A 24606-nucleotide genomic window follows, 5' to 3' on the forward strand; every position below is an offset into this window, starting at 1 on the left:
TGCCGGCTTCACGTCACCATCAGCGACTTTGAATGGCCTTCCTTGCACTCGGTATTAACCACAAGACTGCTTCAGTAGACGTCCGCGAGCGCGTGGCTTTTACCCCTGAGCAGCTGGTTGAGGCCTTGCAGCAGCTCTGCCGACTCACCGACAGCCGCGAAGCTGCGATCCTCTCCACCTGCAATCGCAGTGAACTCTATATAGAACAGGATCACCTGTCGGCGGACGTCGTGCTGCGCTGGCTGGCCGAATATCATCATTTGAGCTACGACGAGCTGCGCGAAAGCGCCTATGTGCATGAAGATGATGCGGCAGTTCGTCACATGATGCGGGTGGCTTCCGGGCTCGACTCGCTGGTGTTGGGCGAACCGCAGATTCTTGGCCAGATGAAATCGGCCTATGCCGTGGCACGCGAGGCCGGCACCATCGGGCCGTTGCTCGGTAGGCTGTTCCAGGCCACGTTCAATGCAGCCAAGCAGGTGCGCACCGACACGGCCATCGGCGAGAACCCGGTGTCGGTAGCGTTTGCCGCGGTAAGCCTGGCCAAGCAGATTTTCAGCGACCTGCAACGCAGCCAGGCCTTGTTGATCGGCGCCGGCGAGACCATCACCCTGGTCGCCCGCCATCTGCATGACCTGGGTGTAAAGCGCATCGTGGTCGCCAACCGCACCCTGGAGCGCGCGAGCATCCTGGCCGAACAGTTCGGTGCCCATGCGGTGCTGCTGTCGGATATTCCGGCAGAGCTGGTGCGCAGCGATATCGTCATCAGTTCCACCGCCAGCCAGTTGCCGATTCTGGGCAAGGGTGCGGTGGAAAGCGCCTTGAAACTGCGCAAGCACAAACCGATCTTCATGGTGGATATCGCTGTTCCCCGCGACATCGAGCCAGAAGTCGGCGAACTGGACGACGTTTACCTCTATAGCGTCGACGACCTCCACGAAGTGGTTGCCGAGAACCTCAAGAGCCGCCAGGGCGCAGCCCAGGCCGCCGAAGAGATGGTCTCGATCGGTGCCGAAGATTTCATGATCCGCCTGCGCGAATTGGCGGCGGTGGACGTGCTCAAGGCCTATCGTCAACAGAGCGAACGCCTGCGCGATGAAGAATTGCAAAAGGCCCAGCGCATGCTGGCCAACGGCACCAGTGCCGAAGAGGTGCTGGTGCAACTGGCCCGCGGGCTGACCAACAAACTGTTGCACGCACCGAGCGTGCAGTTGAAAAAGCTCTCTGCCGAAGGTCGCCTGGATGCGTTGGCGATGGCCCAGGAACTCTTTGCCCTCGGTGAGGGCTCATCGGATAGCTTTTCGGATAAAAAACCGCAATGAAAGCGTCACTGCTCAATAAGCTGGATATCCTCCAGGACCGTTTCGAGGAATTGACCGCCCTGTTGGGCGATGGCGAGGTCATTTCCGATCAGAACAAGTTCCGTACCTATTCCAAGGAGTACGCGGAAGTTGAACCGATCGTGGGCGCCTATAAAGAACTGCTGAAAGTGCAGGACGACCTCGAAGGCGCCCAGGCACTGCTCAAGGACAGCGACCCGGACATGCGGGAAATGGCCGTGGAAGAAGTCCGCGAGGCCAAGGAACGCCTGGTCACGCTCGAAGCCGACCTGCAGCGCATGCTGCTGCCCAAGGACCCGAACGACGGCCGCAACGTGTTCCTCGAGATCCGTGCCGGTACCGGTGGTGACGAAGCGGCGATTTTCTCCGGCGACCTGTTCCGCATGTATTCGCGTTACGCCGAGCGTCGTGGCTGGCGGGTGGAGATCCTTTCGGAGAATGAGGGTGAACACGGCGGCTATAAAGAGGTGATTGCCCGGGTCGAGGGCGACAACGTCTACGGCAAGCTGAAGTTCGAATCCGGCGCGCACCGTGTGCAGCGGGTTCCGGCGACCGAATCCCAAGGCCGCATTCACACGTCGGCCTGCACCGTGGCGGTATTGCCCGAGCCGGACGAACAGGAAGCCATCGAGATCAACCCGGCCGATCTGCGCATCGATACCTATCGCTCCTCCGGCGCCGGTGGCCAGCACGTCAACAAGACCGACTCGGCGATCCGTATCACGCACTTGCCATCCGGTATTGTGGTCGAGTGCCAGGAAGAACGTTCACAGCACAAGAACCGCGCCCGGGCGATGTCCTGGTTGTCGGCCAAGCTGAACGATCAGCAGACCTCCGCCGCGGCCAACGCCATCGCCAGCGAGCGCAAGTTGCTGGTCGGTTCCGGCGACCGCTCAGAGCGTATCCGCACCTATAATTTTGCCCAGGGCCGAGTCACCGATCATCGGGTCAACCTGACCTTGTATTCCCTCGACGAGATCCTCGCCGGCGGCGTCGAGGCGGTGATCGAGCCGTTGCTGGCCGAGTACCAGGCCGATCAACTGGCAGCGATAGGTGAGTAAATGACGATCATTGCCAGTTTGTTGCGCGCCGCCGATTTACCCGACTCGCCGACGGCGCGTCTGGATGCCGAACTGCTGCTGGCGGCGGCCTTGGGCAAGTCCCGCAGTTTCCTGCATACCTGGCCGGAGCGCATCGTGCCGAGCGAAGCGGCGCTGACGTTCGCCGAGTATTTGCAGCGTCGCCGCAGCGGCGAGCCGGTGGCCTATATCCTCGGCCAGCAGGGTTTCTGGAAGCTGGACCTGGAAGTGGCACCGCACACGCTGATCCCGCGCCCCGACACCGAACTGCTGGTGGAAGCCGCGCTGGAACTGTTGCCGGCCACACCGGCCAAGGTACTCGACCTTGGCACGGGCAGCGGCGCGATTGCCCTGGCCCTGGCCAGCGAGCGTCCGGCCTGGAGCGTCACTGCCGTGGATCGTGTCCTGGAAGCCGTGGCCCTGGCCGAACGCAATCGCCAGCGCCTGCACCTGGACAACGCCACCGTGCTGAGCAGCCATTGGTTCAGCGCCCTGGAAGGTCAGCGTTTTCAACTGATCATCAGCAATCCGCCCTACATCGCAGTGGCCGATCCGCATCTGGTCGAGGGCGACGTGCGCTTTGAACCGGCCAGCGCCCTGGTGGCGGGTGTCGACGGGCTCGACGATCTGCGCTTGATCGTTGCCCAGGCACCGGACCATCTGGACGCCGGCGGTTGGCTGATGCTCGAACACGGCTATGATCAGGCCGAGGCGGTTCGCGATTTGCTGCTGACCCGGGGTTTCGAAGAAGTCCACAGCCGCACCGATCTGGGCGGTCATCAACGCATCAGTCTGGGGCGCCTGCCGTGCTGAATGATCAGGAATTGCTGCGTTACAGCCGGCAGATTCTGCTGCAACACATCGATATCGACGGCCAGTTGCGGCTCAAGGAAAGCCGCGTATTGATCGTCGGTCTTGGTGGTCTTGGCGCGCCAGTGGCGCTGTATCTGGCGGCCGCCGGCGTTGGTGAGTTGCACCTGGCGGACTTCGATACGGTCGACCTGACCAACCTGCAACGCCAGATCATTCACGACACCGACAGCGTCGGCATGACCAAGGTCGATTCGGCAATCAAGCGCCTGACGGCGATCAACCCCGAGATTCGACTGATCGCCCATCGTGCGGCGCTGGACGAAGACTCCCTGGCCGCCGTAGTGGCCAGAGTGGATCTGGTCCTCGATTGTTCTGACAATTTTTCCACCCGTGAAGCGGTCAACGCCGCTTGTGTGGCGGCCGGTAGACCGCTGGTCAGCGGCGCGGCGATTCGCCTCGAAGGGCAGCTGTCGGTGTTCGATCCGCGTCGACCGGAGAGTCCGTGCTACCACTGTTTATACGGGCACGGCAGCGAAGCCGAATTGACCTGTAGCGAGGCCGGCGTGGTCGGTCCGCTGGTGGGGCTGGTCGGCAGTCTGCAGGCGCTTGAAGCGTTGAAGTTGCTGGCCGGATTCGGCGAGCCGCTGGTGGGGCGCCTGTTGTTGATCGATGCCTTGGGCACGCGCTTCCGTGAACTGCGGGTCAAGCGCGATCCGGGCTGCAGCGTCTGTGGGCCGAAACATGCGTGAAGCGCCGATTGGCGTGTTCGACTCCGGTGTCGGTGGGCTCTCGGTACTGGCCGAGATCCAGCGTTTGCTGCCCAATGAGTCTCTGTTGTACGTCGCCGACTGCGGGAATGTTCCCTACGGCGAAAAATCCCCGGCATTTATCCAGCAACGTTGCAGCGTGATGGCCGACTTCTTTCGGCAACAGGGCGCCAAGGCTTTGGTGCTGGCGTGCAACACGGCGACGGTTGCCGGGGTCGCCGACCTGCGTCGCGACTATCCGGAATGGCCCATCGTTGGCATGGAGCCGGCAGTCAAGCCGGCCGCCGCCGCAACCCGTTCCGGCGTGGTGGGGGTGCTGGCCACCACCGGCACTTTACAGAGCGCCAAGTTCGCCGCGTTGCTCGACCGCTTCGCCACGGACGTGAAGGTGATCACCCAGCCCTGTCCAGGGCTTGTGGAGCTGATTGAAAACGGCGACCTGCGCAGCCCCGAGTTGCGCCAGCTGTTGGCCGGGTATGTCGAGCCGCTGCTGGCTGCTGGCGCGGACACTCTGATTCTCGGCTGCACCCATTACCCCTTTCTCAAGCCGATGCTGCGGCAGATGATCCCCGAGGACATCAGCCTGATCGACACCGGCGCCGCCGTCGCGCGACAACTTCAGCGTCTGCTGGCCGAAGGCGAGCTGCTCGCCCAGGGACCTTCCCGTGAGGCACAGTTCTGGACCAGCGCCGATCCGCTTCATTTCAGAAATATCTTGCCGATACTGTGGAATACCTCTGGTGTTGTGCGAAGCTTCAACAGGTAGATGGCTGTCCGGGGGAATACGAAGAGTCGGGGTAAACTTCTGATCAATCGCTGACTTCTATAGTTTTGCAGGGCTTGGTAACAAAAAAAACCATACGAAATCGTTCGGAAAAGGAAGTTTCAAGTGAAGCGACTATTCTGCTTGGCCGCGATTGCGACCGCACTTTTGGGGCACACTTTTACCGCGCAGGCGGCAGGTGTGGAATTTGCCGTGGGGCAAACCGGCGAGTCGACCATGACCTATCGATTGGGGATGCAGTTCGATTGGGACCAGAGCTGGTGGCAGAGCGACGTTGGTCGTCTGACCGGTTACTGGGACGGCGCCTATACCTATTGGGAAGGTGACGAGAAATCCAGTAACCACAGCCTGTCGTTCTCACCCGTGCTTGTTTATGAATTTGCCGGCCAGAACGTCAAACCCTACATCGAGTTTGGGGTTGGCGTGGCGGCGTTTGCCAGCACCGAAGTCGAAAGCAACGATCTGGGCAGCGCCTTTCAGTTCGAAGACCGCTTTGGTTTCGGTTTGCGCTTTGCCGGCGGACATGAAGTCGGGGTTCGTGCGACGCACTATTCCAACGCCGGGATCACCACTCCGAACGATGGTGTAGAAAGTTACGCATTGCATTACACGATGCCGTTGTAAGCACCACGGTTTCAGCGGGTTGTAAATCCCTCTGTGGGAGCGAGCTTACTCGCGATGACGATGTTTCATTCAACATCAATGTTGAGTCTGAAATCGCTATCGCGAGCAAGCTCGCCCCCACAGGGGGGGGGCACGTGGTTTTCCAGTTCAGCGATACGCCGTTGAAATCCCCTGGCGTTCGTCGATGCACTCCGGAGCGCCCATCTCGAACTCCCGGCAGATCAGCGGGCGTTTTTCGTAGATCGTGCACATCATCGTGTTGCGATCCAGCGCGGCACACCAACCGTCATCCAGGCGCAACATCACTTCCCCGCCCCAGTCATCGGTATCGATGAACCGTTCAGGCACGCCCGTATCTGTGATCAGCATGACTTCGAGCTGGCAGCAGCAGGCTGCGCAGGTCGAGCAGGTGACCGCGGGTTCCGCGATTTGCGTATGGGGGATGGTTTTCATGGCGCGCAGTGTAAGGCAGTCACCGGGTACTGTGTGAAAGGTCTGACGGACGCTCAAATATCTGAGCGTCCGAGACACCGCCGCCATTGATGACGACTTTCAGGGTTGATCCTTGATCGGCGGCTGGCTGCGCACCATGCGTTTGCCGATCTCCAGTTTTATTTGGTCCGGCCGTTTGGAGAGTGGCCAGAGGGCGGTCATGAACGCTGCGGGGAAAGCGATTTCCAACGGGCGGTCCTTGAGTTTTTCGAAGATGTGCCGCGCGGCTTTCTCCACCGGCCAGCTCAAGGCCATGGGCGAGTCGTTTTTTGCCGTCAGCGGCGTCTCGACAAACCCGGGGCTGATTACCGTGAGTTCTATGCCTTCCGGGGCCAGGTCGATGCGCAGGGATTCGAACAGGTAACGTAGCCCGGCCTTCGAGGTGCCGTAGGCTTCTGCCTTGGGCAGCGGCAGGTAGGTCACCGTACTGGCCATGGCCACCATATGCGGTGCGGTGCCGGCACGCAGCAATGGCAGGGCGGCGTCGATGCAATAGCTGCTGGCCAACAGGTTAGTGCGCACCACATGCTCGACAATCGACGCATCGAACTGCTTGGCATCCACGTACTCGCAGGTGCCGGCGTTCAGTATCACGGTGTCCAGCGAGCCCCAGTCCTCGGCAATCTGCTCGCCGATCTCGCGTACGGTCTGGCTGTTGGTCAGGTCTCCGGGAACTACCAGCACTTGCCCCGGATAACGTAGCGACAAGTCTTTCAGGGGGGCCACGGTGCGCGAACTGACGGCCAGGTGCGCACCGGTTTTCAGGATTTCTTCGGCCAGGGCGGCACCGATGCCGCTGCTTGCACCGGTCAGCCAGTATCGTCGTGCGAGTGTCCGACTCATCCCAATCTCCTTTTCAGCCAGGCAATTGCCCGGCCCAATACGGGTAAATGTTCATAAAGCAAAGCCCCCGGCATCGAAGTAATCCCGGTGGCGGTAATTCATGACCCAGCGGCGGCGTATTGCCGTGAGGGCAGGTTTTTGAATGCCGTCAACGCACGTGTACGGGAAGTACCCAGGTCGACGATCGGTGAGGGGTAATCCACAACACCGAAAAGGCCGCCGAGATTGGCGGGGTTGTGCACGTCTTTTTTATTCAACCCGGCCAGTTCTGGCAACCACTGCTTGATGAATACGCCTTCGGGGTCGAATTTTTCCGACTGGCTCAGCGGGTTGAAAATCCGGAAGTAAGGCGCCGAGTCGGTGCCGGTGGAAGAACTCCACTGCCAGCCACCATTGTTCGCCGCCAGGTCGCCATCGATCAGGTGACGCATGAAAAAGCGTTCGCCTTCGCGCCAGTCGATCAGCAGGTTTTTGGTCAGGAACATCGCCACCACCATGCGCAGGCGGTTGTGCATCCAGCCGGTTGCCAGCAGTTGGCGCATGGCGGCGTCGATGATCGGCAAGCCGGTGCGTGCCTGTTGCCAGGCGGCCAGTTCTTCTGGGGCGTTGCGCCAGGCCAGCGCTTCGGTTTCCGGACGAAACGCGCGGTGCCGGGAAACCCGCGGGTAGCCCACCAGGATGTGTTTGTAGAACTCGCGCCACAGCAGTTCGTTGATCCAAGTGACGGCGCCGGTCTTGCCGCTTTCGAATTCACCTTGATTGCTGTTCAAGGCCGCGTGCAGGCATTGGCGCGCAGAAATCACCCCGGCGGTGAGATAGGCCGAGAGCTGACTGGTGCCGGGCTTCGCCGGGAAATCCCGTTCGCTTTGATAGTGCTCGATCTGCACATCGCTAAAGCTGTCGAGGCGACGCCGGGCTTCGGCTTCGCCCGCCGGCCACAGATTGCGCAGGTTATCAGCGGGTGTTGCGAAGCCGTCGACACTCAAGGGGATCGTATCGCTGGCAATGTTCAGCGGCGCTTGTTTGTGCGGCGCGCGTACCAGGCTGGGCAGCGAGTGGTGCAGTCGTTCGTAGCAGACTTTGCGGAACTGGCTGAAGACCTGAAAGAAAGTGCCGGTGCGGGTCAGCACGCTCCCGGGCTTGAACAGCAATTGATCGAGGTAGCGGCGAACTTCGATCCCTTCAGCCTGTAGCGTCCGGGCGACCGCTGCATCGCGACGGGACTCGTGGATGCCGTATTCCTCGTTGAGGTGCAACGCATCGACCTGCCACTGTCGGCACAGGTTCAGCAATACGCTGGGTGCGTCATCCCAGCGAGGGGCCTGGCGGATCAGCAGGGGAATGTTCAGTTGACCCAGTTCGCGGCTCAACTCGCGCAGGTTGCGCAGCCAGAAGTCCACTTTGCAGGGCGCATCGTCGTGTTCCAGCCATTGTTCCAGACTCAGCAGGTACACCGCCAAGCACGGGCCGCGAGCCGCGGCGACCGAGAGGGCGGTGTTGTCATGTAGGCGCAAGTCGCTGCGCAGCCAGATCAATTGCATTTTGGTATCCACGCGATTCATTTAAATCAGCCCGCGCTGAACCAGTGCCTGATGTGCCGACAACGGATCTTCGGCCAGGTACAGATCAGCGATCACGGCAGTACTTGCGGACAACTCGGTGTGGTGGATGCATACCGTTGGTCCGGCAATCATTTTTGGGCAACTAACGCCTTTGAAAAGTTTCGGCAGCTGCGCCGGATTCAGGGCTTTGCTTGAGTACAGCAGAACTCCTCGGGGTTGCAGAAGTTCGACCGCCAATGCCAGTTCTCCGACAGGCAGCGGCCAGTCGAAGACCTCCACCGGGCAATCCGCGCTGCTGATCAGCCAGGCCGTGAGCCACAGGTGCGGTTCCACAGGCAGGTCCGAGTGGTTGACCAGCAGCAGCGGCGCGGTGCGCAACTGACGATTGTTATGGTAGATGCGCGCACCGAACTTGCTGCGCAACCAGGCACAAAAAAAGCCCCGCTCCATCTGCGCCCCGAACTGGCCTTGCCAGCGTTGCTCCAGAGCGGCCAGCAAGGGCATCAGCAATTGCTCGCACAGGGTTCGCGGCGGATACAGCGCCATCGCCTGATTGACGCTGTCATCCAGGGCGCGCTCCTGCAATCGGCTGACTGCCTGCAGCAACGTTTGCAGCAAGGCGTGCCAATCGTTGTCGACGGACTCGCTGAAGGCTTGCGGCGTGTCGAGCAATGGTTTGACCTGGCTGACGGCAACGCCACGGTTGAGCCAGGTGAGGATGGTCTGGATGCGTTGTACGTGGTCGGCCGAGAACAACCGATGGCCCTTGGGCGTGCGTAGCGGCACGATCAGACCGTAGCGCCGCTCCCAGGCACGCAAGGTCACGGCATTGACTCCGGTCTGCCGCGCCACCTCACGGATCGGCAGCCAGCCTTCGTCCAGCGCCTTTTTAAAGTCATCGCCGAGGTCTTCGCGGGCGCTGGTGTCGAGTGCTTTTTTCATCAAATGGCGTTTCGCAGGCTGAGGTTTTCCGGGTGCGGTTGCAGGTAAACCTGCTGTGCGATGTACGGATCGGGGTGTTGGCGAAAGTGATGTTTGAGCAGTGTCAGCGGCACCACCAGCGGCACGATGCCCAGACGGTACTGGCTGATCACGTGCTGCACTTCCCGCTTGTCTTCGCCGCTGATGGCCTGTTTCAGGTAGCCACTGAGGTGTTGCAGGACGTTGGTGTGAGTGCGACGTGTGGCGCATTTTTTCAGCGCAGCCATCAGTTCGCTGAAATATCGGGGGCCCAGTTCCTGTGGATCGGTTTTGCCCATGTTGCCCAGCAGGTTGCCCAGGGTTTTGTATTGCACCGGGTTGTGGGCCATCAGCAGGTATTTGTAGCGCGAATGAAAGTCCGTGAGACCGCGCCGGCTCATGCCCTCTTGGCGTAGTTGCTGCCAGGCGCTGTAGGCGAACACTCGGGTGAGGAAGTTTTCCCGCAGCACCGGATCGTTGAGCCGGCCGTCTTCCTCCACCGGCAAGTCCGGGTGCCGCAGGCAGAAGGCCCGGGCGTAGATCCCGCGCCCGCCACTGTCCGCCCGTGCGCCGTTGGCGTGGTAGACCTTGACCCGCTCCAGGCCGCAGGACGGGGAATTTTGCATGAAGATGTAGCCGCAAATATCCCCCAGCTGCGCTGCCATTTCCTGGCCGTAGGTGGCCAGCGGTTGTGTCACGTTAAGGTTGTGATCGAGGGTGCCCACGGCTTCGGGTTGATCTGCACTGCCCACCAGCCGAATCGGTTGGCGGGGTACGCCCAGGCCGATGGCCACTTCCGGGCAGACCGGGATGAAATCGAAGTAGTCAGTGAGGGTGCGGCTGCACAACCGCGATTCCTTGTGTCCGCCGTTGTAGCGTACGTCGAGCCCCATCAGGCAGGCGCTGATGGCGATTTTCGGTTTGGCGGGGGAGTGGAACATCGGAGCACCTCGAATCTAAACCTGTACAAACATTCGGGTCTGTACAAGATAACTTCATCATAGATTCGAAGTTGTACAAGTCAAATTATTTGTATAGGTTTTTGACGGGCTGCTGTCAGGGCGACAGCAGCGATTTGCTCGGGTTGATGCTCTTTACTGCAGGTGCTCATGCAAGCGGCGGGCGGCCTCCTGACCGCTGAGCCAGGCCCCTTCGACGCGTCCGGACAGGCACCAGTCGCCACAGGCGTACAGCCCCAGGTCGGCATCGGCCAGGGTGCCCCATTCGTGACTGCTGGCGGGGCGGGCGTAGAGCCAGCGGTGGGCGAGGCTGAAGCTCGGCGCGGGCATTGAATCGTGCAGCAGTTCGGCAAATGCGCCGTGCAACTGTTCGATCACCGCTTCCTTGGACAGGTCGATGTGCTGGCGACTCCAGGCGCTGGTGGCATGCAAGACCCAGGTGTCGAGGGTGTTGTCGCGTCCGGGTTTGCTGCGGTTTCGGGCCAGCCAGTCGAGGGGGCTGTCCTGTACGAAGCAGCCTTCCATGGGCGTTTCCAGCGGTGTTTCGAAGGCCAGGGCGATGGCCCAGGTCGGGTCCATTTTCACCCCGGCGGCGGCCCCGGCGAGTTTCGGCGCAGATGCCAGCAGAGCCGTGGCCTGTGGGGCCGGCGTGGCGATGACCACATGGCTGAACGGTCCGTGGGTGAAGCCTTCGGCGTCCTGCAGGTGCCAGTGTTCTTCACCGCGATAGACCTCGGTGATCCGGCAGGCGAAATGCACTTCGAGGTCACCGAGCAGGGCGCGGGTGATGGCGCTCATGCGAGGCGTGCCGACCCAGCGGGTCTGCTCGTCCGGCGACAGGTTGAGTTGGCCGCCATGGTAGGTGTACAGCTGCGGCGTCCATTCGGCGACCCAGCCCTTGGCTTGCCAGCGCTGGACTTCGTTGACAAAACGCCGGTCGCGGGCAGTGAAATACTGCGCGCCCATGTCCAGAGCACCCGCATCGCTGCGCTTGCTCGACATGCGCCCGCCGCTGCCGCGACTTTTATCGAACAGTTGGACCACGTGCCCGAGGTCCGTCAGGGCCTGGGCGGCGGAGAGTCCGGCAATGCCGGTGCCGATGATTGCGATAGGTACAGTCATAGGGGCCTCGTTTACCTTTCTGTACAGACTACGCCGGGGTTCAAACCTGTACAATATTGTTTTTTGGTATAACTTTTAGCGTTCTCGATCTGACAGCTTGGCCTATTGTTAAACATAGAGCCTGCTCGATACCAAAGATCCCTGCTTATAAAAATAGACTAATGGACAAGGTAAAACGCCACGCGAGGAAGAAGTCATGCACATATTGCTGACCGGCGGTACTGGTTTGATAGGACGTCAGCTTTGCCGGCACTGGTCGGGTCAGGGATATCGCCTGACGGTCTGGAGTCGCCAACCTGAAAATGTCGCGAAAATATGTGGTGCCCAAGTGCGTGGAGTTGCACGGCTGGAGGATCTGGGGCAAGAACCTGTCGATGCGATTATCAATCTTGCCGGGGCACCGATCGCCGACCGACTCTGGACGCACAAACGCAAAGCCCTGTTGTGGAGTAGCCGCATCACGCTGACCGAAACCCTTCTGGCCTGGCTTGAAAGCCGCGCACAGAAACCGCAGGTGCTGATCTCCGGTTCTGCAATCGGTTGGTATGGCGATGGTGGCGAACGTGAGTTGACCGAAGAGTCGCCACCGGTCATCGATGATTTTGCCAGTCAGTTATGCATCGCCTGGGAAGAGACCGCACAGCGAGCTGAGTTTCTGGGTATCCGCGTCATCCTTATTCGAACCGGGTTGGTGCTGTCGGCAGAGGGCGGCTTTTTGTCGCGGCTGTTACTGCCGTTCAAACTGGGCCTGGGAGGGCCGATCGGCAACGGCCGGCAGTGGATGCCGTGGATTCATATCGACGATCAAATCGCTCTGATTGATTTTCTTCTGCATCGCAACGAGGCCAGCGGTCCCTATAATGCGTGCGCGCCCGAACCCGTGCGTAATCGCGAGTTTGCCAAAACACTGGGTAGCGTGCTGCATCGCCCGGCGTTCATGCCGATGCCGACCCTTGCCTTGAAAGTGGGCCTGGGCGAATTGTCTTCGTTGTTGCTGGGCGGCCAGCGCGCGACTCCAGTGCGTTTGTTACAGGCTGGTTTCACTTTTAAGTTCACGGATTTGCGCGCGGCTTTGGACGATCTGTCCAGTCGCCTTTGAAATAGGACGTTGCATGACCGATCACGCGTTGCTTCTGGTCAACCTGGGTTCACCTGCCTCCACCTCGGTGGCGGATGTGCGCAGCTACCTCAATCAATTTCTGATGGACCCGTACGTGATCGACCTGCCATGGCCGGTTCGACGGCTGCTGGTGTCGCTGATCCTGATCAAGCGTCCCGAGCAGTCGGCCCATGCTTATGCCTCGATCTGGTGGGACGAGGGCTCGCCGCTGGTGGTGCTCAGCCGTCGCCTGCAACAAGCGATGACCAGTCAGTGGCAACACGGCCCGGTCGAGCTGGCAATGCGTTACGGCGAGCCGTCGATCGAATCGACGCTGGTGCGCCTGGTCGCGGCGGGGCACAAGCGAATCACCCTGGCGCCGCTTTATCCACAGTTCGCCGACAGCACCACGACTACGGTCATAGAAGAGGCGAGGCGCGTGGTACGCGAGAAAAACCTCGACGTGCAGTTGTCGGTGCTCCAGCCGTTCTACGACCAACCGGAATACCTCGATGCGCTGGTGGCCACGACCCGGCCGCATTTGCAGCAGGATTTCGATCACTTGCTGATGAGCTTTCATGGCTTGCCGGAACGGCATCTGAAGAAGCTCAACCCCGGTCACAGCTTCGAGGGTGGCGGTGATTGCTGCGCCGGTGCGCCGCCGGAGGTGGTCGCCACCTGTTATCGCGGCCAGTGCCTGCGTACGGCGGCAGAGTTCGCCAAGCGCATGGGATTGCCGGAGGGCAAGTGGTCGGTGTCGTTTCAGTCGCGGTTGGGGCGCGCCAAATGGATCGAACCCTACACCGAAGCGCGCCTCGATGAGTTGGCCAAAAGCGGCGTGAAAAAGATTCTGGTGATGTGCCCGGCGTTCGTAGCCGATTGCATCGAGACCCTGGAAGAGATCGGTGATCGCGGCAAGGAGCAATTCCGCACAGCGGGGGGGGAGGACCTGGTGCTGGTGCCGTGCCTCAACGATGACCCGCATTGGGCGAAAGCGTTGGCGACCTTGTGTGAAAGGGCACCGATTGCATTGTAGGCATACAAACTGTGGGTTGACGGGCTGTTGTGGCGAGGGGGCTTGCCCCCGTTGGGTCGCGGAGCGGCCCTGAATCCTTCAACCGCGAGTCAACTGACAGACCGCGCTCGCTGGATTTACGACTGCTTCGCAGCCGAACGGGGGCAAGCCCCCTCGCCACAAGGTATTGCCTGAGGCTTTAGATCAGCGGCTCATTCGCCTTCTTGTGCTTCCAGCTGTCATTGCCCGGCAGGATCAGGTTCAAGCCGATCGCCACCACCGCGCACAGCGCGATACCCTTGAGGCCGAAATCGTCCGGCCCGGTGCCGGTGCCGATCAGCACGCCGCCGATCCCGAATACCAGGGTCACCGAAACAATCACCAGATTACGCGCCTCGCCCAGATCGATCTTGTGGCGGATCAGTGTATTCATCCCCACCGCCGCAATCGAACCGAACAACAGGCACAGAATCCCGCCCATCACCGGCACCGGAATGCTTTGCAGCAGTGCGCCGAATTTACCGATGAACGCCAGGCTGATGGCGAAGATCGCCGCCCAGGTCATGATTTTCGGGTTGTAGTTCTTGGTCAGCATGACTGCGCCGGTCACTTCGGCGTAGGTGGTGTTGGGCGGGCCGCCGAACAGACCGGCCGCCGTGGTGGCGATGCCGTCGCCGAGCAGGGTGCGGTGCAGGCCGGGCTTCTTCAGGTAATCGCGACCGGTCACGCTACCCACGGCAATCACGCCGCCGATGTGTTCGATGGCTGGGGCCAGGGCCACCGGAACGATGAACAGAATCGCCTGCCAGTTGAATTCCGGTGCGGTGAAGTGCGGGATGGCGAACCACGGTGCCGCCGCAATCTTCGCGGTGTCGACCACTCCGAAGTAGAATGCCATGCCAAAACCCACCAGCACGCCGGAGATGATCGGCACCAGGCGAAAGATGCCCTTGCCGAAAACCGCGACGATCAGTGTGGTCAGCAGAGCGGGCATCGAAATCATCATTGCCGTCTGGTAATGAATCAACTCACTGCCGTCGCCGGCCTTGCCCATGGCCATGTTGGCGGCAATCGGCGCCATGGCCAGGCCGATCGAAATGATCACCGGCCCGATCACCACTGGCGGCAACAAGCGGTCGATGAAGCCGGTGCCTTTGATCTTCACCGCGAGGCCAAGGAAGGTGTAGACGAAACCTGCCGCCATCACGCCGCCCATGGTCGCGGCCAGGCCGAACTGGCCCTTGGCGAGAATGATCGGGGTGATGAAGGCAAAGCTCGATGCCAGGAACACCGGCACCTGACGCCCGGTGACGATCTGGAACAGGATCGTCCCCAGGCCGGCCGTGAACAGCGCCACGTTCGGGTCGAGACCGGTAATCAGCGGCATCAACACCAGGGCGCCGAAGGCCACGAACAGCATCTGTGCACCCGACAGTACCGTGCGCCAGAGCGGATCGTTGAACTCTTGCTGCATGGTCACGCGTCCTTCTGCTTGGTGCCGAAGATCTTGTCACCGGCATCGCCCAACCCTGGGATGATGTAGCCGTGTTCGTTCAGTTTTTGATCAATGGAAGCGGTGTAGATGATCACGTCCGGGTGAGCTTTCTCTACGGCGGCGATGCCTTCCGGGGCGGCAACCAGCACCATGGCGCGGATGTCGCGGCAGCCGGCCTTTTTCAGCAGGTCGATGGTGGCAACCATGGAGCTGCCGGTGGCGAGCATCGGGTCGATGATCATCGCCAGGCGTTCGTCGATTTCCGGAACCAGTTTTTCCAGGTAGGTGTGGGCCTGCAGGGTTTCTTCGTTGCGGGCAACGCCCACGGCGCTGACCTTGGCGCCCGGGATCAGGCTGAGCACGCCCTCAAGCATGCCGATGCCGGCGCGCAGGATCGGTACGACGGTAATCTTCTTGCCGGCGATTTTCTCGACCGACACTGTGCCGCACCAGCCTTCGATATCGTAGGATTCCAACGGCAGGTCTTTGGTGGCTTCATAGGTCAGCAGCGCGCCGACTTCCTGAGCGAGCTCACGGAAATTCTTGGTGCTGATGTCTGCGCGGCGCATAAGGCCAAGTTTATGACGGATCAGCGGGTGGCGGATCTCATGGATGGGCATGGGGAAAGGCTCCGGCGGCGGGCAAAAAAACCGGCCTAGATTAATCTATCCGAGGGTGTTGTCCTATAGACATACAGTACGTTAGTCCACAAACGCTTGATCTGGCCTCGCTTGATGCGTACCTTTGCCCGCTTTTCCTGATTCCGCCACCCCTTTGGAGAGCACCATGTCTGCTGATCTCGAGCATATCCGTCAAATCATGCGAGAGGCTGACTGCCTGTACACCGAAGCTGAAGTCGAGGCGGCCATCGCCCGCGTCGGTGCACAAATCAACGATCAACTGGCGGATTCCAACCCAGTGGTGTTCTGCGTGATGAACGGCGGGCTGATTTTCTCCGGCAAGCTGCTGACCTATCTGCACTTCCCGCTGGAAGCGTCCTACCTGCACGCCACCCGTTATCGCAACGAAACCAGCGGCGGCGATCTGTTCTGGAAAGCCAAGCCGGAAGTTTCTTTCATCGACCGTGACGTACTGATCATCGACGACATCCTCGACGAAGGTCACACCCTGGGCGCGATCATCGACTTCTGCAAACACGCCGGTGCCCGCAAAGTGCACACCGCCGTGCTGATCGACAAAGACCACGACCGCAAGGCCCGCCCGGACCTCAAGGCCGATTTCGTCGGTTTGCCGTGCATTGACCGCTACATCTTCGGTTATGGCATGGACTACAAAGGTTACTGGCGTAACGCCAACGGGATTTTCGCCGTTAAAGGAATGTAAGACATGGATACGCCTCGCTTTCTGGATCAGACCTTGTTCGCCGAACTGGCCGGGAAAGCCGCGGCCAATCCTCGTGGGCGCCAGCACCACAATTTCCATCAGATGGAAGACGCCTGTCATCGCATGGCGGTGGGGCTGCAGCCGTCCACGTATATCCCGCCTCATCGGCATTTGGGCGACAACAAGGCCGAAACCCTGTTGGTCCTCAAGGGGCGGCTGGGCGTGTTGATCTTTGACGAGGCCGGTGCGGTGTTGAGCAAGACCGTGCTGCAGGCCGGTGGGGACTGTGTTGGCGTGGACCTGCCAACCGGTGTGTTCCACGGTTTGGTGGTGCTGGAGGCCGACAGCCTGATGTTCGAATGCAAGGCCGGCCCTTACCGCCCGGTCGGTGAGGGTGAGCTGGCGCATTGGGCGCCGCGCGAAGGCGAGCCGGGTGTTGCCGAGTATCAGGCCTGGATGCGCGCGCAGTTCGACTGATCGGTACCCTGTGGGAGCGAGCTTGCTCGCGATGGCGATGTCACTGACACATTGATGCTGGATGTGCCGACGTCATCGCGAGCAAGCTCGCTCCCACAGTGGCTTCTGTGCATTTGAACCACGTCCGTTTGCTCATGCTAGAGTGTTCGGCCCCGATTCCGGAACCTGTCATGAGCCCTTTGATCCGCAGTTGCGCCGCCCTGTTGCTGACCCTCAGCCTGCCACTGGCCGCCGCGCCGGCGCTCATGCACAGTCAATTCCTGCCGCCGGACGATCTCACGCTGCGCGATGCCGATCCAGAACAGCAGCAACTGATGCAGGTCACCGATTATTCGGTGGTGGTCGGCGCTCAGCGTCAATCCAATCAACAGCCGATTCCGGTCACTTCGCCGCTGATGATTCGGCTCAAGGGCAAATCCCTGAACAAGGGCGCCACCATCAGTCAGGTGCTGGTCAACTTCGATGGTGAAAGCAAAAGCCTGAAGAAGCCGGTCTACGACGATAAGAGCAAAACCCTGACCCTCTTTTACCCGCTCGCTCAATACCGGGTAGTGATCGACTTGTTGCGCAACGACACGGTGTATTGCCAGTTTCTCAGCTACGCCAATGGCCATGTCTGGGCTGATCTGCACACCGGCAGCACTCGTCCGCGTTGAGCCTTGAGCCCGCGCAGGGGTAAACTGCCCGCCCCGTGAAATGTCTGCGAGCTGGAGTCGGCAATGCGTAAAGATAAAAAACAAGTGATTGGTGACGAGATCGGTGATGAGCAGATCAAGTTGTTCCTCGATTTCGAACCGGTCGACGCGACTTCTCCGTCCCTGCACAAACTGGTCAAGGCCTACCGTGGCCTGCGCATTGACGATTTCGAGCGTTTCCTGACGTTCTTCGTCGAAGCGGGTTACGACGTGAATGGCAAGGATGAGCACGGCAATGACTTCGTCGCCCTGATCAAGGATCAGCGCAACGCGCCGGACTACATTGAACTGATCGAAAAAGCTCGCGGTTGAGTAAATTTCAGCCATAAAAAAACGCCCCGCTCTCAGTGAGAGCGGGGCGTTTTTTATAAGGCCGAATCAAGCGTAGCTTTCGGTCTCGCTGCTGGCTTCAACCAGTTCCAGGGCAACGTTGTTCTGCGTGTTGATCTTGCGATACAGCGCAGCGTCGGTTTCCAGGACCTTTTCCCGGGCCGGGAAAATTTCGGCCAGTTTGGTGGCCCATTCGCCCTTGGCTTTGTTCGGGAAGCATTTTTCGATCAGCTCAAGCATGATCGAAACGGTCACTGAGGCACCTGGCGAAGCGCCGAGCAGTGCCGCCAGGGAACCGTCCTTGGCCGCGACCAGTTCGGTACCGAATTGCAGGATGCCGCCTTTCTTCGGGTCTTTCTTGATGATCTGCACCCGTTGACCGGCCACTTCCAGGCGCCAGTCTTCAGCTTTCGCCTCAGGGTAGAAGCGACGCAGGGACTCCAGGCGCTGCTCCATCGACTGCATCACTTCGCTGACCAGGTATTTGGTCAGGTCCATGTTGTTTTTTGCCACGGACAGCATCGGCCCGATGTTGCCGGCGCGAACCGACATCGGCAGGTCCATGAAGGAACCGTGCTTGAGGAACTTGGTGGTGAAGCCGGCGTACGGTCCGAACAGCAGGGATTTCTTGCCTTCAACGACGCGGGTGTCCAGGTGCGGCACGGACATTGGTGGCGAACCCACGGCAGCCTGGCTGTAGACCTTGGCCTGGTGGTGCTTGACCACTTCCGGGTTGTCGCAACGCAGCCATTGGCCGCTGATCGGGAAGCCGCCGAAGCCTTTGCTCTCTTCGATGCCCGAGGCCTGCAGCAGCGGCAATGCCGCACCGCCCGCGCCGAGGAAAACGAACTTGGCGTCGACTTCACGGGTGTTGCCGCTGTTGACGTCCTTGATGCTGACAGTCCAGCCGCCGTTGCTGCGCTTGAGGCCGGTCACGCGCTTGCAGTACTTGACCTGGGCATCGGGTGCGCTGGTCAGGTGCTTGAGCAACTGGTTGGTCAGGGCGCCGAAGTTGACGTCGGTGCCATTGATCACGCGGGTCGCGGCGAGGGTTTCGCCAGGATCGCGACCAGGCATCATCAGCGGCATCCACTCGGCCATTTTGGCCTTGTCTTCGGTGTACTCCATGTCGGCGAAGGCGTGGTGCTTGCTCAGCACCTTGAAGCGTTCCTTGAGGAAGGATACGCCGCTGTCGCCCTGCACGAAACTCAGGTGTGGCACCGGGCTGATAAACGATTTGCACGAGCCGAACGTGCCTTTTTTGGTCAGATACGACCAGAATTGCTTCGACACCTCGAACTGGGTGTTGATGTGCACGGCTTTCTTGATGTCGACGGCGCCATCGGCGGCCTGCGGCGTGTAGTTGAGCTCACACAGCCCGGCGTGACCGGTACCGGCGTTGTTCCACGGGTTGGAACTCTCCGCGGCACCGGAATCCATCAGCTCGACGACTTCCAGCTTGATCGCGGGGTCGAGCTCTTTGAGCAGTACTGCAAGGGTGGCACTCATGATGCCGGCCCCAACCAGTACTACGTCGACTGCTTCGTTATGCGCCATTTAACGCGTCTCCAAAATCTGCAGCACCAAATTGTCGGCATGGCTGCCAGGAGTGACGGGGCGTGTCAGTGTTGCCCCAGGTACCCATGGCAGGATCGCCATGTCCGAATCTTCGCAATTTATCGCAACTTCGACGGACGCTACCTGCCAGGCCTAATGAGCCATATGAACTCATTTCAGCGCGCGGGAGGCAATTCGACTTATGGTCGATACATCCGTTTGTGCAACCAAATCCGTAGCGGACAGGCTTCAGGCTCCGGTGTTCGAGAAATACTCGGTCCTGTGTCGTTGGGCTGTTGTAGACGCTAATGGTGCATGTTCAGACGCAAAACTATTCATTTGCTCGCCACACTCTTGTGAAGTTGTGAAAACCCGTTTTTTTCACGCTCTTTTGAAGACGTGAACCTCAAAAAGGGCTGTCCCAGCCTGGCACCGTGCCCGGATGGATTGCCGCCATGGGATACAGGGCAGGCAAAACGGGCAAACAGCTCAGTGACCGAGCTTAATGACAGCTCTGCAGATTCGCGAAAAGTGGAGGTTTTGCTCAACAAAACAGCAAGCGCGCCAGCTTCACTCGATCTGTGTGGGCGGCTCTCTGTGGGCGGTGCGGGGGTGTCAATACAAGCGCATTGACGATGCTGCGAGGCCCGATCAGGAGACGTCCTTATAATCGGGGGGAGATTGTATCTAAGAAACGCAGGGAAATGGTCGTGTTTAATGACTTTTATTAGGTGTTTGGTCAGGTCGTCATCATTTGCTGTGCACGCGAGCGTGGCCGGTGCTGCTGCGAAACGACGCGGGCACCGGCAGGCAGCGGCTGATTCAGCCAGTTCAAGCGGATCTCTTCGATTTCAACCCAGCCATCGCCCATGGGCTGGAGGCTGCACTGTTTGAAGGCCTGGCAACGGCCGTTGCGGTCGAGCAGGGCGAAGCAGCGATGCAGTGGGCGTGGCGCGAACAGAGAGATCAGATGGCGCATGGCGATATACCGTTTGGGTGTCTGCCGAGAAGATTGCCTGCAGGCCATTACGTGCAAGTGTATGGGGGGTGACATCTGCATGACAGGAACCGCGTTGCCAAGGGCTTGTCAGAGATTTCATCAAACACTGTGAGGTGCTGGTTACCCGCAGTGGCGCACCGCTATACTGCCGGCCTGTTTGTGCCTGATTCTGGAGAGAAGAGCATGTTGCAACGCCTGTTGTTCGGTTTGATCACTGTGACCAGTTTGACCCTGGTTGGCTGCGCCCACAGCCCGCAACAACTGAGCCCGGAACCCAAGCTGACGGCTCAACTGGCGCCCGTCGGCCACGGTCAGCCTGTTGTGGTGCGTGTGGTGGACGGACGTCCGTCGCCAACCCTCGGCACCCGTGGTGGCCTGTACCCGGAGACCAGCGCGATTACCGTACAAGGCGCGCAGATCCTGCCGAAACTGCAGGCTCAGGCCGAAGCTGCCGTGCGTCTGTTGGGTTTCACCCCGACCGCCAATGCGGCGAACGCACCGCAAATCACCGTGACCCTGGCCGAGCTGAAGTATCAGTCGCCTAAAGAAGGCATGTACGTGACCGAAGCGACCATCGGCGCGACCTTCCGCTCGGATGTGCAGAACGCCAACCGTCGCTACAGTGGCCGTTATGGTGCTTCCCTGGACCAGCGCTTCGGTATGGCGCCGAACCAGGAAACCAACACCAAGCTGGTCAGCGATGTGCTCAGTGATGCGTTGACCCGCCTGTTCAAGGACCCGACTGTGGGGCAGGTTCTCGGCGAGTAATGCGAGCCCACTGCAGGAGCGAGCCTGCTCGCGATGGTCGTTAACGATTACGCGGGGAATCTGATTCCCCGCGGCGTCCTCAAGTCCATCGCGAGCAAGCTCGCTCCTACAGATCGGTTTCAGGCGGCTTGCGAGTAAAAATCCAGCACGCTGACGCCCGTCAGTAAATCCGCCTCCGGCAAATCCGCATGCTGGTGGCCGCCGAGTGCGCAATACACCAGCCAGTGGCGATCCTGAACATTGAAGGCGAGGCTGCCGACGAGGGCTTGTTGTTCTTCGCTGGGGGTGATGAGGTAAAGACGATCCTGGTTTTCGGCGTGGAGCATGACGTGATCCGTGTCGGTTTCGAGGCGCGCATGTTCGCCGATACAGATGACGAAGCCGTGACTCAGGACAACCATTGATCAAAAGCTTCGTTACTTGTCGGAAACAGAGGGCAGGCGCGCAGGCTTTCGGTAGAATCCGCGCCGCGGTCGCCGGTCCGGCACCTGCCACCTGCCACCTGCCACCTGTGTTACTTGAGGTTTGTGATGTCGCTGCACTTGATGACGCTGTTTACCGCCCATCCCGCCAAATTGATCAATCTGCTGGCCTTGTTCTTTGCCTTCCCCGGCGGCTGGTTGCTGCACGCCACCCGTCGTCGCGAACTGCGCGCGATGGCCTGTCTGCAGGCGCAGCGCCAGAGCAGCCCCAGCGTAGAGCCCACGCTGGACTGGGCGACCTTGCGCAAGAACCGGTTTTTCTACATCTTCGGCTTTGCCTGCATGGGAATGGCACTGCTGGTGTCGTGGATCAGTACGCAGGTCTGAGGCTGAAGTAAACCCTGTGGCGAGGGGGCTTGCCCCCGTTCGGCGGCGAAGCCGTCGTCACCTCGACAGGGACGCTGTGTCAGAGGGAAAACCTTCTTGGGTTTCAGGGCCGCTTCGCAGCCCAACGGGGGCAAGCCCCCTCGCCACAAAAGCGCCGTCAGGCCGATACCGCTTACAGCGGCAACCCTGCCTTCACCCGGTACTGATTGCGCACCGGTGTCGCATATTGCAGCACCAGGAATGGACGATGCTCTTCAGGGCAGGCGTCCAGGCGGCGTTGCCATTCTTCCTGGGCCTTGGCCAGTTCCTCGGCCGGGAACACTTCGGCGGCTTTCGGCACCTGCAACTGCGGATCGGTGTCCTTCCACTGCGCGTAAGCCAGGTAGTGCACGGGGAACAAGCGGTATCCGCTGAGGATTTGCCGGTCCATCTCGACCGCCAATTGCTTGGTGTCTTCGAACAGTTCGGTGATCGGTGCGGCAAAGTTCACATGCACCCGGCCCTTGTAGCCGGTGATGCCCTTGGCGATGCTCACGTCATCCTCACCCGGCACCTTGGTGTAGCTGCCGGTGGTGGCGCGGATGTATAGCTCGCGGGCCTTGGCCTGATCGCACGGGTCGTACTCGTAGCTGATCGACACCGGGGTCAGGTTCAGCGACTGAATGACTTCGCCGAACGGCTCGTCCTTGCGGCTCATGTGGAACATCTTGAGGATTGCCGATTCGGTACGGTCGTCACCGTCCTTGGCGCGGCCTTCGGCCTGGGCGATCCAGATCGAGGCGCAATCGTTGCGGATCGAATGATTGATGTACGCCGACAACAGCTGATAAGCCGCCATTTTTTCCCGACGTCCGCTGATCGAACGGTGCACGATGAAGCTCTTGTTCAGGCGCATCAGGTCGCTGACGAAAGGCTTTTGCAGCAGGTTATCGCCAATGGCGATGCGTGGCGTCGGCAGGCCGGCGTGGTACACGGCATAGTTGACGAAGGCCGGGTCCATCACGATGTCGCGGTGGTTGGCGATGAACAGATAGGCGCTGCCGGACTTGAATTGCTCCACCCCGGTATAGGTGACACCGTCGGTGGCACGCTCAATGGTGTGGTCGACGTAAACCTCGACTTTGTCCTGCAGCGTGGCCACTGAGGTAATGCCGGCAAACTCACGGCGCAGCCGATGGGCTATAAGAGGTTTGAGTGCCCAGCCTAAAGCGCCGGCGAAACGCGGGAAGCGGAAGTGGGTGAGGATATCTAGAAACGCCTTGTCGCCGAGCAGCCGGTCCAGCACCGCTGGGACTTCGCTGTCGTCGTAAGGTCGGATGGCATCGAATTCGCCCATCATGCTCTCTTGTTAGAAACGGCTAGGGTAAGTAAAGGTTTTGATCGAAAACCGGCGGGGTACGGTCTGAAAAAGTAGCCAGACAAAAATAGCCCTGCAAATAGACCGGCGATTATACGCACAAGTCACTTGGGAGACCGCGATGCTGGAAACTGCGCAATATGAATGTCCGTATTGTGGTGAGGAAGTCGAGACGACGCTGGATTTGTCCGGTGGCGATCAGACCTATATTGAAGACTGCCAGGTGTGCTGTCGGCCGATAACCTTCGTGTTGCAGGTTCATGAAGAGGAATGGCATCTCGAAGTGTTCAGCGAAAACGAGTGAGGAGCGTGTATGCAGCGCATCTACGACCCGGAAAACCTGATGGAAGGCGAGTTGCTGCAAGGCATGCTCGCCAGCGAGGGCATTGAGGCGCATCTGGTGGGACGCGATCTGGTGGGAGCCACCGGTGAGTTGCCGATTTTCGGTTTGCTGGGTTTGGCAGTGGATAACGACCAGGCCGAATACGCCCGCGAGCTGATCACCGCGTACAATGCCGCGCTGCCGCTGTCTGGCGATGAACCGGACAGCTTCCCCGGCACGCTGGTCTGTTAGGCTGGCGTTCGTTTGATCAAGAGTCGTGTTGCCCCATGTGTGGACGTTATGCCCTGTTTCGCTGGAACCCCGCCTTCGCGGCGCTGCCCGGTTTTCCCGCCGACCAGCAGGCGCAGTGGAACATTTCCCCCAATGATTCGGTATTGATGCTACGGGCCGAGCCAGACGGTCAGCGCACGCTGGCCCGCGCCCGCTGGGGCCTGACGCCACCCTGGCTGACCGATCTGTCCCGCACCCCGGCCCACGCCCGCGCCGAAACCGTTGCCGAACAGCCAATGTTTCGCCAGGCCTTGCGCGAGCGCCGCTGCCTGTTGCCGGCCAATGGTTTCTACGAATGGCGCGGCACGACGCGCAAGCGCCCGTATTGGCTGACACCAGGGGAGGGCTCGTCATTATTTTTTGCGGCGATCTGGGAGGCGTATCCGGTGCAGGAGCAGGTGTGGCTGAGTACCGCGGTGATTACCCAGCCGGCAGCGAGCCAGCGGCGGCCGTTGATTCTTGATGAGGCGGGGCAGGCCGTGTGGCTGGATCCCGAGACGCCGCTGCATGCTTTGCAAGCATTGCTGGCCAGTGAACCTGCGGCATTGCGCGAACGGGTGCTGGCCAACATGGTGAATGATCCGAAGCTCAATGGGCCGGAGTGCCTTACTCCGGGTTGAGCTATTGGGTGGCTGAACCGGCCCCATCGCGAGCAAGCTCGCTCCCACATTGGATCTGTGGCGTCACAAATTCCCTGTGGGA

The 24606-nt window shown here is 60.3% G+C and carries 29 protein-coding genes and 1 pseudogene; 17 read left to right on the top strand and 13 right to left on the bottom strand.

The features are described from left to right. Positions 1 to 32 precede the first annotated feature (32 nt). From hemA to ABIE16_RS00245, 6 genes are all read left to right on the top strand, one after another. Positions 33 to 1322, top strand: a complete 1290-nt coding sequence (gene hemA / locus ABIE16_RS00220) for a glutamyl-tRNA reductase (RefSeq protein ID WP_057713317.1) — start codon at positions 33 to 35, stop codon at positions 1320 to 1322. Continuing rightward, on the top strand, positions 1319 to 2401 hold the full coding sequence (gene prfA, locus ABIE16_RS00225; protein WP_007981853.1) for a peptide chain release factor 1: 1083 nt from the start codon (positions 1319 to 1321) through the stop codon (positions 2399 to 2401). Before hemA ends, prfA begins: the two co-directional genes overlap by 4 nt. Further along, positions 2402 to 3232: a peptide chain release factor N(5)-glutamine methyltransferase gene (gene prmC / locus ABIE16_RS00230; RefSeq protein ID WP_429520366.1), complete on the top strand. Its 831-nt coding sequence runs from the start codon at positions 2402 to 2404 to the stop codon at positions 3230 to 3232. After that, positions 3226 to 3981 carry a molybdopterin-synthase adenylyltransferase MoeB gene (locus ABIE16_RS00235; protein WP_429520367.1) on the top strand — a complete coding sequence of 252 codons (756 nt, stop codon included), beginning with the start codon at positions 3226 to 3228 and terminating at the stop codon, positions 3979 to 3981. Before prmC ends, ABIE16_RS00235 begins: the two co-directional genes overlap by 7 nt. After that, positions 3974 to 4765, top strand: coding sequence for a glutamate racemase (gene murI, locus ABIE16_RS00240; protein WP_150814906.1), 792 nt, complete (start codon positions 3974 to 3976; stop codon positions 4763 to 4765). The genes ABIE16_RS00235 and murI overlap by 8 nt, the downstream gene beginning before the upstream one ends. Positions 4766 to 4888: 123 nt before the next feature. Next, positions 4889 to 5407, top strand: coding sequence for an acyloxyacyl hydrolase (locus ABIE16_RS00245; protein ID WP_429520368.1), 519 nt, complete (start codon positions 4889 to 4891; stop codon positions 5405 to 5407). Positions 5408 to 5554: 147 nt separating this feature from the next. On the opposite strand, the gene ABIE16_RS00250 is transcribed toward ABIE16_RS00245, so the two are convergent. From ABIE16_RS00250 to ABIE16_RS00280, 7 genes and pseudogenes are all read right to left on the bottom strand, one after another. Beyond that, entirely contained in the window at positions 5555 to 5860 is a 306-nt protein-coding gene (locus tag ABIE16_RS00250; RefSeq protein WP_007981864.1) for a YkgJ family cysteine cluster protein, read from the bottom strand. Positions 5861 to 5959: 99 nt separating this feature from the next. Continuing rightward, positions 5960 to 6742: an SDR family NAD(P)-dependent oxidoreductase gene (locus ABIE16_RS00255; RefSeq protein WP_349736489.1), complete on the bottom strand. Its 783-nt coding sequence runs from the start codon at positions 6740 to 6742 to the stop codon at positions 5960 to 5962. Further along, a pseudogene (locus tag ABIE16_RS00260) lies at positions 6739 to 6838 on the bottom strand (nuclear transport factor 2 family protein); the annotation flags it as partial. The gene ABIE16_RS00255 and the pseudogene ABIE16_RS00260, both read right to left, overlap by 4 nt. A 2-nt stretch (positions 6839 to 6840) precedes the next feature. Continuing rightward, a complete protein-coding gene (gene phrB / locus ABIE16_RS00265; RefSeq protein ID WP_429520369.1) occupies positions 6841 to 8283 on the bottom strand; it encodes a deoxyribodipyrimidine photo-lyase in 1443 nt (480 codons plus the stop codon). Between the two features lie 21 nt (positions 8284 to 8304). After that, entirely contained in the window at positions 8305 to 9246 is a 942-nt protein-coding gene (locus ABIE16_RS00270; protein WP_057713323.1) for a MerR family transcriptional regulator, read from the bottom strand. Then, complete coding sequence (locus ABIE16_RS00275) at positions 9246 to 10205, bottom strand: YbgA family protein (RefSeq protein WP_429520370.1); 960 nt, start codon at positions 10203 to 10205, stop codon at positions 9246 to 9248. Before ABIE16_RS00275 ends, ABIE16_RS00270 begins: the two co-directional genes overlap by 1 nt. A gap of 153 nt (positions 10206 to 10358) precedes the next feature. Further along, entirely contained in the window at positions 10359 to 11345 is a 987-nt protein-coding gene (locus tag ABIE16_RS00280) for an NAD(P)/FAD-dependent oxidoreductase (protein WP_057713325.1), read from the bottom strand. Positions 11346 to 11541: 196 nt separating this feature from the next. Between ABIE16_RS00280 and ABIE16_RS00285 the strand changes: the two genes are divergently transcribed. After that, positions 11542 to 12444, top strand: a complete 903-nt coding sequence (locus tag ABIE16_RS00285) for a TIGR01777 family oxidoreductase (RefSeq protein WP_429520371.1) — start codon at positions 11542 to 11544, stop codon at positions 12442 to 12444. Between the two features lie 13 nt (positions 12445 to 12457). Next, positions 12458 to 13480, top strand: a complete 1023-nt coding sequence (hemH, locus tag ABIE16_RS00290; protein ID WP_429520372.1) for a ferrochelatase — start codon at positions 12458 to 12460, stop codon at positions 13478 to 13480. 178 nt (positions 13481 to 13658) lie between these two features. Here the strand turns inward: hemH and ABIE16_RS00295 are convergent, their stop codons facing one another. Both ABIE16_RS00295 and upp read right to left on the bottom strand, forming a co-directional pair. Beyond that, complete coding sequence (locus ABIE16_RS00295) at positions 13659 to 14933, bottom strand: uracil-xanthine permease family protein (protein WP_057713328.1); 1275 nt, start codon at positions 14931 to 14933, stop codon at positions 13659 to 13661. Positions 14934 to 14935: 2 nt separating this feature from the next. Beyond that, positions 14936 to 15574 carry a uracil phosphoribosyltransferase gene (upp, locus tag ABIE16_RS00300; protein WP_053159679.1) on the bottom strand — a complete coding sequence of 213 codons (639 nt, stop codon included), beginning with the start codon at positions 15572 to 15574 and terminating at the stop codon, positions 14936 to 14938. Between the two features lie 166 nt (positions 15575 to 15740). Between upp and ABIE16_RS00305 the strand changes: the two genes are divergently transcribed. The 4 genes from ABIE16_RS00305 to ABIE16_RS00320 all read left to right on the top strand — a co-directional run bounded on the left by ABIE16_RS00305 (position 15741) and on the right by ABIE16_RS00320 (position 17782). Beyond that, complete coding sequence (locus ABIE16_RS00305; protein WP_008045996.1) at positions 15741 to 16298, top strand: hypoxanthine-guanine phosphoribosyltransferase; 558 nt, start codon at positions 15741 to 15743, stop codon at positions 16296 to 16298. Between the two features lie 3 nt (positions 16299 to 16301). Beyond that, positions 16302 to 16775, top strand: a complete 474-nt coding sequence (locus tag ABIE16_RS00310; RefSeq protein ID WP_057713329.1) for a WbuC family cupin fold metalloprotein — start codon at positions 16302 to 16304, stop codon at positions 16773 to 16775. 170 nt (positions 16776 to 16945) lie between these two features. Continuing rightward, entirely contained in the window at positions 16946 to 17431 is a 486-nt protein-coding gene (locus tag ABIE16_RS00315; protein WP_218494214.1) for a hypothetical protein, read from the top strand. A 63-nt stretch (positions 17432 to 17494) separates the two neighbouring features. Then, a complete protein-coding gene (locus tag ABIE16_RS00320) occupies positions 17495 to 17782 on the top strand; it encodes a PA4642 family protein (protein WP_015096805.1) in 288 nt (95 codons plus the stop codon). Positions 17783 to 17848: 66 nt separating this feature from the next. Here the strand turns inward: ABIE16_RS00320 and mqo are convergent, their stop codons facing one another. Beyond that, a complete protein-coding gene (mqo, locus tag ABIE16_RS00325) occupies positions 17849 to 19357 on the bottom strand; it encodes a malate dehydrogenase (quinone) (protein WP_429520373.1) in 1509 nt (502 codons plus the stop codon). A gap of 739 nt (positions 19358 to 20096) precedes the next feature. Further along, complete coding sequence (locus tag ABIE16_RS00330) at positions 20097 to 20336, bottom strand: hypothetical protein (protein WP_057713332.1); 240 nt, start codon at positions 20334 to 20336, stop codon at positions 20097 to 20099. A gap of 204 nt (positions 20337 to 20540) precedes the next feature. Here ABIE16_RS00330 and ABIE16_RS00335 point away from each other — a divergent pair, with 204 nt between their 5' ends. Further along, entirely contained in the window at positions 20541 to 21125 is a 585-nt protein-coding gene (locus tag ABIE16_RS00335) for a YajG family lipoprotein (RefSeq protein WP_057713333.1), read from the top strand. A gap of 119 nt (positions 21126 to 21244) precedes the next feature. Here ABIE16_RS00335 and ABIE16_RS00340 read toward each other — a convergent pair whose 3' ends face one another. After that, entirely contained in the window at positions 21245 to 21451 is a 207-nt protein-coding gene (locus ABIE16_RS00340; protein WP_033052291.1) for a hypothetical protein, read from the bottom strand. Positions 21452 to 21655: 204 nt separating this feature from the next. On the opposite strand from ABIE16_RS00340, the gene ABIE16_RS00345 reads away from it, so the two are divergent. Further along, complete coding sequence (locus ABIE16_RS00345; RefSeq protein WP_429520374.1) at positions 21656 to 21934, top strand: hypothetical protein; 279 nt, start codon at positions 21656 to 21658, stop codon at positions 21932 to 21934. Positions 21935 to 22106: 172 nt separating this feature from the next. Here the strand turns inward: ABIE16_RS00345 and ABIE16_RS00350 are convergent, their stop codons facing one another. After that, the gene (locus ABIE16_RS00350) at positions 22107 to 23273 is read right to left on the bottom strand and encodes a 1-acyl-sn-glycerol-3-phosphate acyltransferase (RefSeq protein WP_057713335.1); all 1167 of its coding nucleotides are present in this window, start codon (positions 23271 to 23273) and stop codon (positions 22107 to 22109) included. Between the two features lie 139 nt (positions 23274 to 23412). Here ABIE16_RS00350 and ABIE16_RS00355 point away from each other — a divergent pair, with 139 nt between their 5' ends. Genes ABIE16_RS00355 through ABIE16_RS00365 form a run of 3 tightly spaced genes read left to right on the top strand, consistent with a single transcriptional unit; the run spans position 23413 to position 24524 of the window. Continuing rightward, positions 23413 to 23595 (top strand): CPXCG motif-containing cysteine-rich protein, encoded by a 183-nt coding sequence (locus tag ABIE16_RS00355; protein WP_053159662.1) that lies wholly within the window; start codon positions 23413 to 23415, stop codon positions 23593 to 23595. Positions 23596 to 23604: 9 nt separating this feature from the next. Beyond that, positions 23605 to 23865 carry a putative signal transducing protein gene (locus ABIE16_RS00360; RefSeq protein ID WP_057713336.1) on the top strand — a complete coding sequence of 87 codons (261 nt, stop codon included), beginning with the start codon at positions 23605 to 23607 and terminating at the stop codon, positions 23863 to 23865. A gap of 35 nt (positions 23866 to 23900) precedes the next feature. Beyond that, positions 23901 to 24524, top strand: coding sequence for an SOS response-associated peptidase (locus ABIE16_RS00365; RefSeq protein WP_154909519.1), 624 nt, complete (start codon positions 23901 to 23903; stop codon positions 24522 to 24524). The last annotated feature ends 82 nt before the right edge of the window (positions 24525 to 24606 follow it).

This window comes from Pseudomonas sp. 2725 (assembly GCF_050434585.1).
Taxonomy (GTDB): domain Bacteria; phylum Pseudomonadota; class Gammaproteobacteria; order Pseudomonadales; family Pseudomonadaceae; genus Aquipseudomonas; species Aquipseudomonas jessenii.